Source organism: Stenotrophomonas sp. YJH_SMC_37 (genome assembly GCF_059370035.1).
This window is the reverse complement of sequence record NZ_JCAFTG010000005.1, coordinates 1-15,691: the sequence shown is the minus strand read 5'-3', so window position 1 is coordinate 15,691 and position 15,691 is coordinate 1. Positions and strand designations below refer to the sequence as shown.

Sequence of the window (15,691 nt, the reverse complement as noted above, 5' to 3'; positions counted from 1 at the left end):
TCGGCCCTCTCCGGTGGGTGCGGACCTTGGTCCGCACGGTGGTCGAAGATCATCCACGCGTGGCATGGATCTACGGGACTTCGTCGAGCAGCTGTTCGATGCCGGCAGTTTCCGCAGCGTCGCTGAAGTGGCCATCCTCAAACCGCGCACGTACGAACGCCAGGCCATCCGCCGCCGCCGCGTCCAGCGTGCCGCGGTGATCGACCGGATAGCGCCGGAACGCGACCGGCTCGCCTCGCAGGGCCAGGCCTGCGGCATACAGCAGGGTGGTCAGATAGGGCACATCGCGGTCCTCGCTGCCGTGGCCCAGCATCAGCGGTTGGCTGAAGCCGCGGCGCGGTACGCCAAGGTAGTCGTACAGCACGGCCCAGATGCCCGGCACGTGGGTCAGCGGTGCAGTGAACATGCTGCCGGTGTCCGCGCCGTCCAGGGTGACGGCCAGTTCGCCCAGGCACTGCTCGTGTGCCACCGCCACCCGCGCGCGGCCTTCATCGCTGAGGACGCGGTCGATCTGCGGCGCGGCCTGCAGCAGGCCATCGAGCAGATACGCGTGATACGCGTTGAGCGCGCCCGGATTGGCGGTGCGGTTGTCGGGCTTCATCACCAGCGCGGTCAGTTCGACTGCGGTGGGCGTTCCGGTGGTGAAGCTGCCGCGGTACTGCAACGACGGCCCACCATAGGAGGGGGCGATGTGGCCCGCCGTGAGCGCGGCGGCACCGCCCTGCGAATGGCCGACCGAGACCCAGCGCGGCGACAGCGTCCCGTTGCCGAGGTACTGGCGGCTGGCCTTGATCATGTCGATGGCGTTGCGCGCGGCAGTGCGCACATGCAGATAGGCATGGCTGCCTGGACTGCCCAACCCCTGGTAATCCGCCGCGACCACGGCATAGCCCTGCGCCAGGAACTGATCGAGGAAGCGCCCGTCGCGCGCGGGCTGGTACGGGCCGGAGACCGAAGGCGCACAGCGATCGGCGATGCCCTGCGTGCCATGCGCCCAGGACACGACCGGCCAGCCGCCCGCCGGCGCCGTGCCGGCGGGCAGGTACAGCAGGCCGGTGCCTTCGGCCAGTTGGCCGCGATGATCCGGGGTACGGTAGTACAGCTTGTAGGCGTGCGCGGCCTTGGAGGGCACCCACGACGCGCGATAGGGGGCTGCAGACAGCAGATCGCCCGGTGCTGCCGGTGCGGCAGCCAGGGAGGCCGAGGACAGCGCCAGCAGGGCAGTGGCGAGGAGGCAGGCGCGGGGACGGAAATGGCGTGGCGGTGGGGTCATGAGGCGCTCCTTCACGGCCGGGATGGCCGTTGCGCCGCAGTGTGGAGGGGCTCGCCCGCGCCGATTGGGACCGGCGTCGCATCCGCCGGGGATTCGTAGAATTCCTAGTGTCGTGGTCCATGGGCGCACGAACCATCCACGCATGGCGTGGATAACCGACAAAGAAAAGGCCCCTTGCGGGGCCTTTTTCTTATTTCTTTTCCAGTCGCGCGTTGCGCTGGCCGGTGCTGGCGGACTTCTCGCCAGCGAACGGGTTCAGCTTGCGGATCATCCATGGGTACTTCGGCCACTTGCCTTCCAGCCACGGGTGGTCCGGCTGGTTCAACTGCAGGACGCGGCGCGCATCATCGGCCAGGGTCTTGTTGCCCAGGTGGGTGTAGGAATCGGCCAGGACCGCAACGGCGTCGTACTGGAACGCGCTCTGCGGATAGGTTTCCAGCAGGTAGTTGGCGCGGCCGGCGGCCGAGACCCAGGCGCCGCGGCGCATGTAGTACAGGGCGTTGTCCAGTTCGTGCTGGGCGAACACGTCACGCAGTTCCAGCATGCGCTGGCGCGCATCGGCGGCGTAGCGGCTGTTCGGATAGCGGTCCACCACGATATTGAAGTCCGAATACGCCTGGTGCGGCGTGGACAGGTCGCGGCGGCTGGCATCCAACGCCCATACGCGACGCAGGAAAACCGTACTGCGGTTGGAGTTCGCCAGGCCGCGCAGGTAGTACAGGTACGCGATGTTGCGGTGGGTCGGGTAGGTACGGATGAAGCGGTCGATGCTGGACACCGCGTCATCGTGCTTGCCGGCCTTGTACTGGGCGTAGGCGGTCTCGATCATCGCCTGCTCGGTGTACGGACCGTACGGATACTGGGCCACCAGGCGGCGGAAGCTGGCCTCGGCGCCGCTCCAGTTGCCGCCCTGCATCAGCTTGTGGCTTTTCTCGTACAGCTGTTCGACCGGCACGCCTTCATCGGGGCGATCACCCTTCTTGGCGCCGCGATGGCAGCCGGTGGCGGCGATGACCAGCACCAGCAGCAGGGCGGTGAGGCGGACGGGCGCGGAGAGCATGGCGGAGCGTCGGATCATGGGGTCGAGGCGGGACGCGGCTGGAATACGAAGGGTCGATGATAGCCTAGTGTCCTGTCCAGCGACTGAAACCGGCCGCCGGGACCCCAAAATTTCAAAGAATGCCCCCTGCCATGTCTGAACAACCCTCTGAATCGGCCCGCCAGGCCATCGTCCCCGACACCGCTGCCGGGCGCCGTTTCGACGCCGTCGTGGCCGAACTGTTCCCCGAATACTCGCGTTCGCGCCTGACCGAATGGATCAAGGCCGGGGAGGTGCTGCTGGACGGTGCCCAGGTGCGCCCGCGCGATCCGCTGCGCGGCGGCGAGGTGGTGACCCTCAACGTGGTACTGGAAACCCAGACCGACGCCCAGCCGGAGGACATCCCGCTGGACGTGCTGTTCGAGGACGAGCACCTGCTGGTGATCAACAAGCCGGTCGGCCTGGTGGTACACCCGGGCGCGGGCAACCACAGCGGCACCCTGGTCAACGCCCTGCTGTTCCGCGACCCGTCGGTGGCGGTGCTGCCGCGCGCCGGCATCGTGCACCGCCTGGACAAGGACACCAGCGGCGTGATGGTGGTGGCCAGGACCCTGGAAGCGCAGACCGCGCTGGTCGAGCAGCTGGCCGCACGCGACGTGCACCGCCAGTACCTGGCCATCGTGATGGGCGCGCTGGTGGCCGGTGGTACTGCCGATGCCCCGATCGACCGCCACCCGCGCGATCGCCTGAAGATGGCGGTGCGTGAGGACGGCAAGGAAGCGGTGACCCATTACCGCCTGCGCGAGCGCTTCCGTGCGCATACCGCGCTCGAGTGCCGCCTGGAAACCGGCCGTACCCACCAGATCCGCGTGCACATGGCGCACGTGCGCCATCCGATCATCGGCGACCCGCTGTATGGCGGCGCGCTGAAGCTGCCCAAGGGCGCCAGCGACGAGCTGGTGGCTGCGCTGCGCGGCTTCAAGCGCCAGGCCCTGCACGCCGAGACGCTGGAGTTCATGCACCCGATCACCGGTGAACCGGTGCGCAACACCGCGCCGGTGCCGGAGGACATGCTGCACCTGATGAAGGTGCTGCGCGAAGACAGCGAAGCCTTCGCCGCCCGCGAGCGGGACCGCTGGTGATGGCGGCCGCGCTGCCGTTGCTGCAGGCCGACTGGCCGGCGCCCGCAGGCGTCCACGCGCTGACCACGCGCAGGCACGGCGCGGGCATCTCGCCGGCGCCGTTCGCGCAGTTCAACCTGGGCAACCGGCACGCGGCCGATGGTGATACCCCCGCCAACGTCGAGCACAACCGCCAGCTGCTGCAGCAGGGGTTGGCGCTGCCGTCGGCCCCGCACTGGCTGCGCCAGGTGCACAGCAGCACCGTGCTGCGCTTCGATGCACCGCCGGTGCCGGGTGCCGCCGAGCCGGTGGCCGACGCCGCGGTGACCTCGGTGCCCGGCGTGGTGCTGGCGATCCTGACCGCCGACTGCCTGCCGGTGGTGTTCGCCGCCGCAGACGGCAGCGAGGTGGGCGCGGCCCATGCCGGCTGGCGGGGGCTGGCCGACGGCATGCTGGAGGCCACGGTGGCCGCGCTGCAGACGCCGCCGGCGCAGCTGCGGGCCTGGCTGGGCCCGGCCGCCGGGCCGTCCGACTATGAGATCGGCGAGGAGGTCTATCACGCCTTCGTCGGCCATGATCCCGCTGCTGAGCGGGCGTTCGTCGCGACCCGTCCCGGTCACTGGAAGGTGGACCTGTTCGCGCTGGCGCGGCAGCGTCTGCAGTCTGTGGGGATGCACCCGGCACAGGTGTATGGCGGCACGGTGTCGACGATGGCCGACCCGGACCTGTATTCGCACCGGCGCGATCGTCGCACCGGGCGCATGGCGACCCTGGCCTGGATCGCGCCCTGACTCCGCCGCTGTTCGCGTGTGTGCTGGGGCCGGCCTTCGCCACCCTGGCAGGACCGGTGCAGGCGCTGCATGCCGCGCCGTTGCCGTGCCGCTACGTGGGGCAGGCCTGCATCGTGAGGGGGCGGCACTGGCTGGTGCCGCTGCTGGCTGCGTTGGCGCGGTTGCCACAGGACGGTGACGCGCTGCCCACCGAGGTGGCGTTCAACCGCTACCGGCAGGGCGAGCAGTGGGCGCGGCGGTTCGGCCGCTGGCCAATGGTGTCGCGGCTGTGGGCGCACGACGGGCATCTGCGCGAGCAGTTGGGCGCGGTGCGCTTCGAATTTGATCTGCAGGCCCGCGAGGGTGGCATCGACTGGTCGGTGCGGCGGGTCTGGGCGTTCGGGCTGCTGCCGCTGCCAAGGCGCTGGTTTGATGGCGCGCGTTGCCGCGAAGCCTGGCAGGGCGAGCGTTACACTTTCCTGGTCGATGTGACGCTGCCCTGGGTGGGAGCCCTGATCCGCTATGAAGGCTGGCTCGAACCGCGGTGAGGCCGCCGCCGAGGCTGGGACCGCGGTGATCGTATTCGATGGCGTATGCGCGCTGTGCAACCGCTGGGTGCGCTTCCTGCTGCGCTTCGACGGCAGGGGGCGCTATCGCTTTGCAGCGATGCAGGGGCAGAAGGGCAGCGCGATGCTGCGCGCGCACGGGCTTGATCCGCAGGACCCGATGTCGTTCCTGCTGCTGGACGCACAGGGTGCCTGGACCGATACCGATGCGATGCTGCGCGTCCTTGAGGGGCTGGGCGGCGCCTGGCGCTTGGCCGGCGTGCTGCGGCTCGTGCCGCGCGGCTGGCGTGATGCGGCGTATCGCGCGCTGGCACGCAACCGCTACCACTGGTTCGGTCGGCATGAGGCCTGTTACCTGCCCGCACCGGAGCAGGCCGCGCGGTTCCTGGATTGATCGCCTGTCTTTTGTAGAGTCGAGCCATGCTCGACTTGCTTTTTTCTCCTGCCAATAGCAGCCGCGCATGGCTCGGCTCTACAAAACGCAGCCGAGCATGGCTCGGCTCTACAGGAACGCGTGCCTCAACCCTCCAGCGCGTCCAGGTAGCTGCGGCGCCAGTGGTTGATGTCGTAGGTGCGCAGGTGCTCCATCATCGCGTGCCAGCGCTCTTTGCGCCTGCTCAGCGACATCGTGGCTGCGGTGGCGATCGCATCGGCCACGCCGTCCAGATCATGCGGGTTCACCAGCAGTGCCTGCTTCAGTTCGTCGGCGGCGCCAGCCAGCAGTGACAGCACCAGCACGCCCGGATCCTCCGGGTCCTGCGACGCCACGTATTCCTTGGCCACCAGGTTCATGCCATCGCGCAGCGGCGTGACCAGGCCGACCGCCGCCGCCCGGTAGAAGCCGGTGAGCGTGGCATGTGTGAAGTTCTGGTTGACGTACCGCAGCGGCGTCCAGTCCGGCTCGGCATGGCCGCCGTTGATGTGGCCAGCGATCTGCTCCAGCTGGCTGCGCAACTGCCGGTACTCGGTGACATCACCGCGCGAGACCGGGGCGATCTGCAGGTAGGTCAACGAGCCGCGCTGGTCAGGGTGGCGCTGCAGGTAGCGCTCGAAGCCAAGGAAGCGCTCGGGGAGGCCCTTGGAATAGTCCAGGCGATCCACGCCGATTGCCAGCTGGCGGTCGCGCAGGCTGGCGCGAAGATTCTTCACGGCGGTCTTGGTGGCGGCTGTGCCGGCCTGGCGTGCGATCAGCTCGGTGTCGATGCCGATCGGGAAGGCTGCTGCACGGAAGCGGCGCCCGCCCGGCGCTTCCAGCTCGCCGTTGTCGAGCACGCGTCCGCCGCCGAACAGGCGCAGGTAGGTCTGGAAGCGATCGGCATCGCGCTGGGTCTGGAAGCCGACCAGATCGTAGGCATACAGCGCCGAAAACAACCGCAGGTGATCGGGCATCGCCTGCAGCAGGTCCGCCGACGGCATCGGGATGTGCAGGAAGAAGCCGATGCGGCAGCCGATGCCGCGCTCGCGCAGCAGCGCGCCGAGCGGAATCAGGTGATAGTCATGGATCCAGACGATGTCATCCTCGCGCAGCAATGGCGCGAGCTTGTCGGCGAACAGCGCATTGACCTTGTGGTAGGTCTCGCGGGTACCGCGGTCATAGTCGACCAGATCCAGGCGGAAGTGCAGCAGTGGCCACAGCGTGCGGTTGGCAAAGCCGTTGTAGTAGCCATCGACCTCGCGCTTGCTCAGGTCCATGGTGACGTAGTCGATGTCACCGTCCTTCTGCCGGTGCAGCGTGCCGCTGCCTTCCTTTACGGTCTTGCCGCTCCAGCCGAACCACAGGCCGCCGCGCTCCTTCAGGGCGGCCAGCAGGCCGACCGCCAGGCCGCCTGCGCGGTTCTCGCCGGGCACGGCCACACGGTTTGAAACCACGACCAGACGACTCACGATGCCTCCTGCCAGGACCGCGACAGGCGCATCGCGGCGGTGATCAGGCCGACGTGCGAATAGGTCTGCGGGAAATTGCCCCAGGCCTCGCCGCTGTCGAAGGCCAGATCCTCCGACAGCAGGCCCAGGTGGTTGCGCTGCTTCAGCAGCAGCTCGAACATCTCGCGTGCTTCATCCATGCGCCCGATCGCCGCCAGCGCATCGATGTACCAGAACGTACAGATGGTGAAGCTGGTTTCCGGTTCGCCGAAGTCATCCGGCGCGACGTAGCGGTACAGCGAATTGCCGTGCTTGAGGTCGCGGCCGATGGCATCGACGGTGGCAATGAACCGGGCGTCCATCGCGTCGATGAAGCCGATGTCGGCCAGCAGCAGCAGCGAGGCATCCAGGCGATGGCCGCCGAAGGTATCGGTGAAGTGGCCCAGCTCCTCGCTCCAGGATTCGGCCATGATGCGGGCGTGGATGGTGTCGGCGCGCTCGCGCCAGTAGTGTGCGCGGTCATCACGCTTCAGGCGCACGGCGATCTTGCACAGGCGGTCGCACGCAGCCCAGCACATCGCGCTGGTGTAGGTGTGCACTTCGGTGCGGCCGCGGAATTCCCACAGGCCGGCATCGGGGACGTCGTGCAGGGCGAAGGCCTGTTCGCCCAGGGGTTCCAGGCGGGCAAACGTGTGCGCGTCGCCGGGATTCTGCAGGCGACGGTCAAAGAAAAGCTGCGTGGACGCCAGCACCACGCTGCCGTACACGTCGTGCTGGCGCTGCACCCAGGCCAGGTTGCCGCGGCGCACCGGGCCCATGCCGCGGTAGCCGGACAGGCTGGGCACTTCGTCTTCGTCCAGCTTGGCTTCAAAGCCGATGCCATACAGCGGCTGCAGCGTGCCGTCGGTGGTGGCCAGGTTGAAGATGTACCCGAGGAACTGTTCCATCGTGCGCGTTGCGCCGAGACGGTTCAGCGCGCGCACCACGAAAGCTGCGTCACGCAGCCAGCAGTAGCGGTAGTCCCAGTTGCGCACGCTGCCGGGTGCTTCCGGAATGGAGGTGGTCATCGCCGCGATGATCGCACCGCTGTCCTCGTACTGGCACAGCTTCAGCGTGATCGCGCTGCGGATCACCGCGTCCTGCCACTCCAGGGGAATGGACAGGTAGCGCACCCATTCGCGCCAGTAGTCGCGGGTGCGCTGGAAGGCTTCCTGCACGTAGCCGCTGATCGAGCGGTTGAGCGATTCGTCCACGCCCAGGATCAGGTGGACGGGATGGCTGAGCACGAAGGGCAGGCCGTCGCGCACGAAGCGGACCGGCACATCGGTGGTCAGCCGCAGCACGTGCTCGGGCAGGATCCAGCGCACATGGTTGCTGCCCCAGGTGGACTCCGGCACGCGCGCGCCCCAATCGGCCAGCGGGCGGGCGCGCACGGTGATGCGTGGGCTACCGGCCAGCGGGCGCACCTGGCGGATCAGGCTGACCGGCCGGTAGAAGCGGTCGTTCTGCCGCCAGCGGGGCGCGAAGTCGAGGATCTCCAGTTCGCCGCCGTGCGTGTCGCGCAGGACGGTGCGCAGGATCGCCGTATTGGTCAGGTACTCCTGCTCGCTGCTGGCGAAGTCTTCCAGCTCGATGGCGAAGTCACCACCGGTCTGCTGGTTGGGGCCGAGCAGGGCACAGAAGGTGGGGTCGCCGTCGAAGGTGGGCAGGCAGCTCCAGACAACGCGGGCACGTTTGTCGACCAGGGCGCCGAAGCTGCCGTTGCCGACCACGCCCAGATCAAGATCGGGTTGGGTCATCACGCGGTACATCTCGGTTGCGGCCGTGGGGGGGCCGGGTCAATAGGCATTCTCACGCAGCCACGCGTGCACGCTGCGTATGTCGGGCAGCGCGAACACGGCCACGCTGGGTTCGCGTTCGCCCACCAGCACGCTCCAGCCATGCTGGCCGTTGGCAGCGTCGAAGCCGAATTCGTCGGTGAGGTCGTCACCGAGGAAGACGGGCAGGCGGCCACGGAAGGGCAGGTACTGCATCATCCTCCGTACCGCACGGCCCTTGTCGCTGCCAACCGGGACGAACTCGACCACGTGGTCGCCGGGTTGCAGGCGGTAACTGGAACGGCCGCGCACGTGGCGGTCGGCGAAGGCGCGCACATCGCTGGCGGCGTGCGGCGCGCCGCGCCAGTGCAGCGCCAGGCCGACACCCTTGTCTTCCACCAGCACGCCGGGGTGGCCATGGGCGAAGCGCATCGCCTGCTGGTGCAGCGCGTGCAGCCACTCGGCGGTGTCGTCGTCGTGCTCCTCGCGCAGCACACGACCGTCCTCGCCGCGCAATTCATGGCCATGCAGGCCCGCGGCAGGCAGTTGCAGGGGAGCGAACAGTTGATCGAGCTGCTCAAGCGGGCGACCACTGACCAGTGCTACGGCACCTTCCAGGCGGTCGCTGATGCGGCCGATGGCGTCACGCACATCCGGCAGCAGCTGCACGGCATCCGGGCGCGCAGCGAACTCGATCAGGGTGCCATCGACATCGAGGAACAACGCACAGGCGTCGTCCAGCAATGGCGGTGGCGGACGCAGGGGGAGCGGTTCAGCCATGCCGCCCACCTTGCCAGCGTGGGCGTGTACGTGGGGTCGAGGGCAGGCTACGGATCAGCTTCGGTGGGTGCCGACCGTTGGTCGGCACAAAGGGTCAGCCTGCATTGAACCCAGACAGTGCGGACCAACGGTCCGCACCCACCGAGAGCGATCACTTCCGGTGGGTGCCAACCGTTGGTTGGCACAAAGGGTCAGCCTGCATTGAACCCGGGCAGTGCGGACCAACGGTCCGCACCCACCCAAGGCAATTACACCCAGAGCAATCAGAAGGTATAGCGGACGCGGCCGTAGTAGTACGCGCCATTGCTGCCGATCGGCGACAGCACGTCATACGGCAGGTTGCCGAAGTAGTGGATATCGCTGTTGGACCGATCCGGGTAGTTGTCGGTCAGGTTCTGCCCGCCGATGGCCACGCTCCACTGCGGGGTGATGCGGTATTCGACTTCCGCGTCCAGCTGCCACTCGGCCTGGTAGGTCTGGCGCGGGATGTAGCCATCACCGAAGTTGAACACGCGGGTGGCGCTGCCGTAGCGGTTCACGCGGCTGCTCAGCGACCAGTGGTCGTTGCTCCAGGCAGCCGAGAAACTGCCACGTGTACGCGGTGTGGCATCGGTCAGCGTGTTGGTCTCTTCAATCCCGAACAGCACATAATCCGGGTCCAGCGCCTGCAGCTGGGCCGGCGTGGCCAGCACGTTCTTCAGCGTGGTCTTGGTATACGCATAGGTGCCGGTCAACAGCAGCTGGCCATCGCCCAGCGACTGGCGCCAGTTGGTCACCAGCTCGGCGCCACGGGTGCGGGTATCGGCGGCGTTGACGAAGAAGCTGGCGCTCTGCAGGCCGCTGACACCGTAGTTGGCTGCCACGTAGCCGGTCAGTGCATCACCGGTGATGCTCTCCGACAGTGCGATGCGGTCGTCGATGTCGATCTGGAAGAAGTCCAGCGAGAGGTCGAAGTGTTCGCCGATGCGGCTGGTGAAGCCCAGCGACGTGTTCAGGGATTTTTCCGGTTTCAGGTCCTGCGCGCCAAGGCCACGCGCGATCGGATTGTTGACCGACAGCAGTCGGCCCTGCACCAGCTGGCCACCAGCGTTATAGCCGGTGGAGGTGGATTCGTAGCCGATCTGCGCCAGTGAAGGTGCGCGGAAGTTGTTGGAGATAGCACCGCGCAATGCAAACGCCGGCGTGAACTCGTAGCGCAGGCCGAGCTTGCCGGTCAGCTCGCCGCCGAAGTCGTCGTTGTGCTCGTAGCGCGCGGCCAGATCGGTGGAGAACTTCTCGCCGAACTGGCTGGACAGGCTGGCATAGGCGCTGGCCACGTCGCGCGACAGGGTGGCGGCGTCCTGTGGGGTCAGGCCGCCACCGGCCTGCGAGCCGGTCGGGCGGTCGGTGTACGGGCCCGCCGCATAGCTGGCCGGGTCGCCGGGGCGGGTCTGGTAGCGCTCATGGCGCGCTTCCACGCCCAGGCCCAGCGTGTGGCTGATGCTGTCGCTCTGGGTGAACACGCGGCTCAGGTCGAGGTTGCCCACGGTCTGCGCGTACTCGTAGTCGGCGGTCTTGAAGCGGGTCGGGCTGGTCGGGCCCAGCGAGGCGTTGAGCGAATCACGCAGGCGGTAGGTGAAGTCGTTCTGGCCGTAATCCAGGCTGCCGTCGTAGCTCCACTCGCCCCACTGGCCGCGCACGCCGGCCACGGCCTGTACGTCGCGGTTCTCGCCTTCGGAGATCGGTCGGTAGCCGTTCGAATAGACCTGCTTCCAGTTGGCATCGCCATCGGGATAGCGGAAGTAGTTGGCGCCTTCGGTATCGCGCTGGTTGAAGGTACCGAACGCGTAGAACGTCGAGGTCTGGCCGACCGGAATCTCGGTGTTCAGCCACAGGTTGATGTCCTTGCTCTTGCCATCGCCCAGCACGTAGTTGCGCTTGCCCTGCAGCGCCAGGTTGTCCGGCGTCTGGTCCCACGGCGGAACCTGGTCGAAGCCGGCGCGGTTGGTGCCGTTGCGGTGCTTGTATTCCAGGCCGACGCGCAGGAAGCCACCGTCTTCGCCCAGCGAGGTGCCGACCTTGGCGCTGATGTTGCCGGTCTGGCCATCGGTGAGGGTGCGGCCGATCGGCTGGAGGTCGGTGTGGTTGGCACCGTAGCTGGCCTCGATCTCGCCGCCGTCGCCGCCGTTGTCGAGGATCACGTTGATCACGCCGGCCACGGCGTCCGAGCCGTACAGCGCACCGGCACCGTCGCGCAGCACTTCGATGCGCTTGATCGCGCTGACCGGGATCGAATTGAAATCGACCGGGGTGGTGCCCTTGCCGATCTTGCTGTCGGTGTTGACCAGCGCGGTGTGGTGGCGGCGCTTGCCGTTGACCAGTACCAGCACCTGGTCCGGCGACAGGCCGCGCAACTGCGCGGCGCGCACATGGTCGGCGCCACCGGAGTTGGACTGGCGCGGGAAGTTGAACGACGGCAGCAGCGCCTGCAGCGCGCTGCCCAGTTCACCGTTGACCACGCCGGCCTTGCGGATGTCCTCGGCGGTGAGCACGTCCACCGGCGAGGTGGATTCGAGCACGGTGCGGTCGGCGGCACGGGTGCCGGTGACGATCACCGTGTCCAGGTTGGTGGCGTCCTGGGCCAGGGCTGGGGCGGCGGAGGAAAGCGCGATGGCGATGGCGAGGCCGAGCGGCGACGCGGGCAGGCGGAAGGACATGGGGGCTCCAGCAACAACGACGACGGGGAAGGGGAGATAGTTTCACTTACATCCATCCGGATGAAGCGATATATTATCTTCGCGTGATGGCCGGTGCCGATGCAAGCCCCTGCCGGCCTGGCATGAGTTGATGCCCTGCTGGCATCAGCACGCCGGGCCGGTGGCGCTGTACGCTGCCGGCTCGCCTTGTCCCCCCTTCCCCGGAGCTGTACCGATGAAACACCTTGGCCTCGTCTTTGCCGTGCTGCTGGCCACCAGCGGCTGCGCCAGCCTTTCTTCGCAGGCGCCCAGCGCCTATGCCACGGCCACTACCGCCGAACTGAAGGGCGATGCCGCCCGCCCGTCTTCCGCGCACGGCTGGGTGCGCAGCGAGCTGTATTTTGGCGTCGGCGAGGAGCAGGGCGCCGGCAACCGCCCGCAGGCCGACACCATCAGCGACGCGCAGTGGCGCACCTTCCTGGACAAGGAGGTGACCCCGCGCTTCCCGGATGGCCTGACCGTGTTCGATGCCTATGGCCAGTGGCTGTTCCGCGGCGATGCCGCGCCCAACCGCCTGCGCACGAAGGTGCTGGTGGTGCTGCATGAGGACACCCCGCAGCGCCGCGCCGATATCGAAGCGATCCGCCTGGCGTGGAAGCAGCAGACCAGGCATCAGTCGGTGCTGTGGTCGCGGCAGCCGGTCGAGGTATCGTTCTGAGTTGAAGGCGCCGCCGCGGTGCCGCAGGGAGCAATGATGAACTACAGGGAATGCCTGCTGGGCCTGGTATTGGTGGGCGTGCTGGCACCGCCGGCGCAGGCGGGTGGGGACGACGGCGAAACGCTACGCTTCCAGGTGGCCGCTCATGTGCAGGCGCATGCCGATCCCCAGCAGGACGGAAGCATCGTGGTGCAGCTGTCACCGTCGGGCAAGCGCCAGACGCTGGCGGGCGCGGCCGATGCCGACGGCAATTCGCGCTGGGGTCTGGAAGACGTCGATTTCGATGGCTACCCGGAACTGGTCGCGCGCGCCCCGGTCGGCATGGTCAACGAGGCGGTGGCGGTGTACCGCTTCGATCCGACCAGTGCCGGTTTCCGCGCGCTGCAGGCCGGTACCCACGGCAAGGACAGTTGTGGTGACCTGATGGGGCTGAGCGTGGACGTTGCCACCCGCACCCTCACCAGCAGTTGCCGCAGCGGCCCGATGTGGTACACCGACCAGTACCGGTTTGCAGGCGCGAAGCTCCATCTGTACCGCTCTGAGAGCGTGCTGATGCTGGCCGATACGTTGAACGCCGCGCTGCAGTGGGAACAGACCGAAGAGCAGGGCCCGTTGGCGGTCTGGCGCACCTATGACCCCGCCGGCCGTGTGTTGGAAAGTGCCATCGCCGATGGCCTGGGAGCACCGCCGGACGGGCCGTTGCAGGGGCAGCAGGCCACCGTGGTGCCCGCGCGCCTGTTCCTCTTCGACCGACCCGGCGCGTCCAGCACCAAGCGTTACCTGGTGCAGGGGGATCGCGTGGAACTGCTGGATGAACAGGACGGCTGGGTGAAGCTGCGCTACCGCAACCCGAAAAGCGGTGCAGTGGAGGGTTGGATCAACGTCAATGATTGACGAGACGTCTACCCGCAGTTTGCACATCGAGGCAATGGGCAACTTGCCCACGAGGGCATCACTTCATCGGGTCTAGCCTCGGACGTTCCCCCGTTCGAGGATGTATCCGATGAGCAAGCGCGTGGCCGAAATCGTGGTGGACGCCCTGCAGCAGGCTGGTGTCCGCCGTTGCTACGGCATCGTGGGCGATACGCTCAACCATGTGACCGATGCGATGCATGGCAGCGAGATCGCCTGGGTGCACGTGCGCCATGAAGAAGTGGCAGCGTTCGCCGCCGGCGCCGATTCGCTGGTGAGCGGCGAGTTGACCGCCTGTGCGGGCTCCTGTGGTCCCGGTGGCCTGCACTTCATCAACGGTGTGTTCGAGACCAACCGCAACCGTGCACCGATGGTGCTGATCGCCAGCCAGGTGGTGACCAGCGAGCTGGGCATGGAATTCCCGCAGGAAGTGGATTTCAAGGCGGTCTATGGCAGCTGCACGGTGTTCTGCGAGCAGGTGCACAGCCCGGAGCAGGCGCGACGCGTGGTGGCCCTGGCCTGCCAGGCGGCGATCAGCCGGCGTGGCGTGGCGGTAGTGATCCTGCCGGCCGACATCAGCCAGGCTGAGGTGAAGCACGATGTGCCGTTCTCGGTGCACTACACCCAGCCGGTGCTGCGCCCGTCCGACGCCGAACTGCAGCGCATTGCCGAGCTGCTGGGGCAGGGCAAGCGTATCGGCATCTATGCCGGTGCCGGTTGCCAGGGCGCGCACGCGCAGCTGCTGGAACTGGCCCGGCACCTGCAGGCGCCGGTTGCGCACACTTCGCGCGCCAAGGATTTCGTCGAGCCGGACAACCCGTACAACATGGGCATGACCGGAATCTTCGGCATCGAGTCTGGCTTCCACACGCTGATGGAGTGCGACACGCTGCTGCTGCTCGGCGCCGACTTCGCCTGGGGCCAGTTCTACCCCGACAAGGCCACGATCATCCAGGTCGACCGTGATGGTAGCCACCTTGGCCGCCGCCACCCGGTGAACCTGGGCGTGGTCGGTGACATCGCACCGACGCTGGATGCCTTGCTGCCGATGTTGCCGCCGCGCGAGGACAGCAGTTTCCTGGACGAATGTATCGAACGTCGCGACAAGGCGCTGAAGAAGCGCGAACAGGAAGAACAGCCGGGCGAGGGCAAGCTTATCCACCCGCAGCATCTGACCGCGCTGCTGTCGAAGCATGCCAGCGACGATGCGCTGTTCACCGCTGACGGCGGCTCGCCGATGGTCTGGGTGCTGCGCCATATCCGCGTCAACGGTCGCCGCCGCACGCTGACCAGCCTGCTGCACGGCACGATGGCCAATGCAATGCCGCAGGCCCTGGGCCTGCAGAAGGCGTTCCCCGGCCGGCAGGTGATTTCGCTGTCCGGCGATGGTGGCCTGGCGATGCTGTTGGGTGACCTGCTGACCGCGGTGCAGGAAAACCTGCCGATCAAGGTGGTGGTGTTCAACAATGGCTCGCTGAACTTCGTCGAGCTGGAGCAGAAGGTGGAAGGCCTGCTGGACAACTACACCGACCTGAAGAACCCGGACTTCGGGCGCCTGGCCGAGGTGATCGGCTTCCACGGCCGCACGGTGACCCGTAGTGAGGATCTGGAGGAAGCGGTGCAGGATTTCCTGTCGCAGCGCGGCCCGGCACTGCTGGACGTGCACACCAGCCGCGCCGAGCTGGTGATGCCGCCGCAGATCGAGGCCAAGCAGGTCGCCGGCACGGCGCTGTACGCGGCCAAGGCGGTGTTGAACGGCCGCTTCGACGACGTGAAGCATCTGCTGGTGGACAACTTCCTGAAGAAGTAGGGGGAGTCGATGCAGGGCTGCGCCCTGCACCCGCCGACACCACCGCAACCGCCGAAGCAAGGTCAAAAGCAGGTTTGCCGTGAGTAGGCGGGGTGGGTCCGGTTGCGGGGGGCGCTGCAAGTCCCCCTCCGGGGCCCGGCCCAGCCGCTGGCGGCTGTGCGTTCGGGCGCTTGCGAAGCAGTGCTTCGCAAGCAAAGCGCCCTCACCCATGTAAGCTCGGTCGCCGCTTGCTCGTGTGCGCAATCCTGCGCACACGGCAAGACCGGGGTTGGGCGTCCTGCCCAACCCGCCCGAGGCATGCCTCGGGCCCATGCGGCTCACGCCCCCGCAACCGGACCCACCCCGCC

The 15,691-nt window shown here is 67.6% G+C and carries 13 protein-coding genes; 7 read left to right on the top strand and 6 right to left on the bottom strand.

Translation table 11 applies throughout. The annotated features are described in order from the left end of the window. Window positions 1–70: 70 nt before the first annotated feature. Both AC5P8J_RS08945 and AC5P8J_RS08940 read right to left on the bottom strand, forming a co-directional pair. The gene (locus AC5P8J_RS08945) at window positions 71–1,273 is read right to left on the bottom strand and encodes a lipase family protein (protein WP_495216763.1); all 1,203 of its coding nucleotides are present in this window, start codon (window positions 1,271–1,273) and stop codon (window positions 71–73) included. 190 nt (window positions 1,274–1,463) lie between these two features. Next, window positions 1,464–2,351, bottom strand: coding sequence for an outer membrane protein assembly factor BamD (locus AC5P8J_RS08940; protein ID WP_031270743.1), 888 nt, complete (start codon window positions 2,349–2,351; stop codon window positions 1,464–1,466). A 113-nt stretch (window positions 2,352–2,464) separates the two neighbouring features. Here AC5P8J_RS08940 and rluD point away from each other — a divergent pair, with 113 nt between their 5' ends. The 4 genes from rluD to AC5P8J_RS08920 are packed head-to-tail and all read left to right on the top strand — an operon-like array spanning window position 2,465 to window position 5,163. Continuing rightward, window positions 2,465–3,454: a 23S rRNA pseudouridine(1911/1915/1917) synthase RluD gene (gene rluD, locus AC5P8J_RS08935; RefSeq protein ID WP_021204201.1), complete on the top strand. Its 990-nt coding sequence runs from the start codon at window positions 2,465–2,467 to the stop codon at window positions 3,452–3,454. After that, on the top strand, window positions 3,454–4,224 hold the full coding sequence (gene pgeF, locus AC5P8J_RS08930; protein ID WP_494533835.1) for a peptidoglycan editing factor PgeF: 771 nt from the start codon (window positions 3,454–3,456) through the stop codon (window positions 4,222–4,224). Before rluD ends, pgeF begins: the two co-directional genes overlap by 1 nt. Before the next feature lie 20 nt (window positions 4,225–4,244). After that, window positions 4,245–4,751: a DUF4166 domain-containing protein gene (locus tag AC5P8J_RS08925; RefSeq protein WP_134731297.1), complete on the top strand. Its 507-nt coding sequence runs from the start codon at window positions 4,245–4,247 to the stop codon at window positions 4,749–4,751. Next, the gene (locus AC5P8J_RS08920) at window positions 4,726–5,163 is read left to right on the top strand and encodes a thiol-disulfide oxidoreductase DCC family protein (RefSeq protein WP_171953466.1); all 438 of its coding nucleotides are present in this window, start codon (window positions 4,726–4,728) and stop codon (window positions 5,161–5,163) included. The genes AC5P8J_RS08925 and AC5P8J_RS08920 overlap by 26 nt, the downstream gene beginning before the upstream one ends. 125 nt (window positions 5,164–5,288) lie before the next feature. Here AC5P8J_RS08920 and otsA read toward each other — a convergent pair whose 3' ends face one another. The 4 genes from otsA to AC5P8J_RS08900 all read right to left on the bottom strand — a co-directional run bounded on the left by otsA (window position 5,289) and on the right by AC5P8J_RS08900 (window position 11,925). Next, a complete protein-coding gene (gene otsA / locus AC5P8J_RS08915) occupies window positions 5,289–6,653 on the bottom strand; it encodes an alpha,alpha-trehalose-phosphate synthase (UDP-forming) (RefSeq protein WP_021202062.1) in 1,365 nt (454 codons plus the stop codon). Continuing rightward, complete coding sequence (locus AC5P8J_RS08910) at window positions 6,650–8,431, bottom strand: glycoside hydrolase family 15 protein (protein ID WP_227854176.1); 1,782 nt, start codon at window positions 8,429–8,431, stop codon at window positions 6,650–6,652. The genes otsA and AC5P8J_RS08910 overlap by 4 nt, the downstream gene beginning before the upstream one ends. Window positions 8,432–8,470: 39 nt before the next feature. Beyond that, window positions 8,471–9,229: a trehalose-phosphatase gene (gene otsB / locus AC5P8J_RS08905; protein WP_021202060.1), complete on the bottom strand. Its 759-nt coding sequence runs from the start codon at window positions 9,227–9,229 to the stop codon at window positions 8,471–8,473. A gap of 263 nt (window positions 9,230–9,492) precedes the next feature. Then, window positions 9,493–11,925 (bottom strand): TonB-dependent receptor plug domain-containing protein, encoded by a 2,433-nt coding sequence (locus tag AC5P8J_RS08900; RefSeq protein WP_227854175.1) that lies wholly within the window; start codon window positions 11,923–11,925, stop codon window positions 9,493–9,495. 214 nt (window positions 11,926–12,139) lie between these two features. Here AC5P8J_RS08900 and AC5P8J_RS08895 point away from each other — a divergent pair, with 214 nt between their 5' ends. The 3 genes from AC5P8J_RS08895 to AC5P8J_RS08885 all read left to right on the top strand — a co-directional run bounded on the left by AC5P8J_RS08895 (window position 12,140) and on the right by AC5P8J_RS08885 (window position 15,344). Then, window positions 12,140–12,622, top strand: a complete 483-nt coding sequence (locus AC5P8J_RS08895; RefSeq protein ID WP_021202058.1) for a DUF3574 domain-containing protein — start codon at window positions 12,140–12,142, stop codon at window positions 12,620–12,622. A gap of 36 nt (window positions 12,623–12,658) precedes the next feature. Further along, the gene (locus tag AC5P8J_RS08890; protein WP_111098296.1) at window positions 12,659–13,516 is read left to right on the top strand and encodes an SH3 domain-containing protein; all 858 of its coding nucleotides are present in this window, start codon (window positions 12,659–12,661) and stop codon (window positions 13,514–13,516) included. A 109-nt stretch (window positions 13,517–13,625) separates the two neighbouring features. Continuing rightward, window positions 13,626–15,344 carry a thiamine pyrophosphate-dependent enzyme gene (locus tag AC5P8J_RS08885; protein WP_111098295.1) on the top strand — a complete coding sequence of 573 codons (1,719 nt, stop codon included), beginning with the start codon at window positions 13,626–13,628 and terminating at the stop codon, window positions 15,342–15,344. Window positions 15,345–15,691 lie beyond the last annotated feature (347 nt).